The 949-nt window shown below is 54.1% G+C and carries 1 protein-coding gene; it reads right to left on the reverse strand.

Translation table 11 applies throughout. From position 1 onward, the window contains the following. Positions 1 to 949 (reverse strand): Rib/alpha-like domain-containing protein (locus HMPREF3009_RS13670; RefSeq protein ID WP_255366819.1); only part of this gene is annotated, 949 nt, incomplete at both ends.

A 949-nucleotide genomic window follows, 5' to 3' on the forward strand; every position in this document is an offset into this window, starting at 1 on the left:
GTTGATACCGTCACCATCAGTGTCAGCCTTGTTCGGATCGGTGCCAAGCTCCTTCTCCTGCTCGTCAGTCAGACCATCACCATCAGTATCCTTCTGGTCATTGTCACCCGGCTTGGAGTTCGGGTCATTCGGATCAGTCGGCGCAGGCTCGCCATCCTTGTCCTTGTTATTCACCTCGGAACCATCGTTGACTCCATCACCATCAGTGTCGGGGTTCTTCGGATCGGTTGGCTTACCGTCGAACTTGTTACCGTCGCCGGTGACCTCGTCACCGTCGTTGATACCGTCATCATCGGTATCAGGGTTATTCGGGTCGGTGCCAAGCTCCTTCTCCTTATCATCCGTCAGGCCATCGCCATCGGAATCCTTGGAAGTCGGATCCGTACCGTCCTTCTTCTCGTCCCCATCGTTGATGCCATCACCATCGGTGTCAGGGTTATTCGGGTCCGTCGGAGCCGGGTTGCCATCCTTGTCTGTCCGGTTGACTTCATCACCATCGTTGACGCCGTCACCATCGGTATCGGGGTTCTTCGGATCGGTTGGCTTACCGTCGAACTTGTTACCGTCGCCGGTGACCTCGTCACCGTCATTGATACCGTCACCATCGGTATCAGCCTTATTCGGATCGGTGCCGAGCTCCTCTTCTTCCTTGTCGGTCAGACCATCACCATCAGTATCCTTCTGGTCATCGTCCTCTGGAGGAACAACAGTGGAATCGTCCTTGACGGTGATCTTCACCGGAACCTCATCAGTCGAACCATCCGGGTAAGTCACCACAACAATGGCATCCTTCTCACCCTCAGTCTTAGTATCAACCGGATCCTTGAACTCAAACTTGGTGTTCTCCGGCAACTCACCAGGATTCTTAATCGAATCCTCAGCCTTCGGAGTCTCACCAACCTTTACAGTCTGATCCTGGCCCTTCGGATCATAAGTCTCAGCATCAGAC

The sequence above is a fragment of the Corynebacterium sp. HMSC034H07 genome (assembly GCF_001815175.1).
GTDB lineage: Bacteria > Actinomycetota > Actinomycetes > Mycobacteriales > Mycobacteriaceae > Corynebacterium > Corynebacterium hiratae.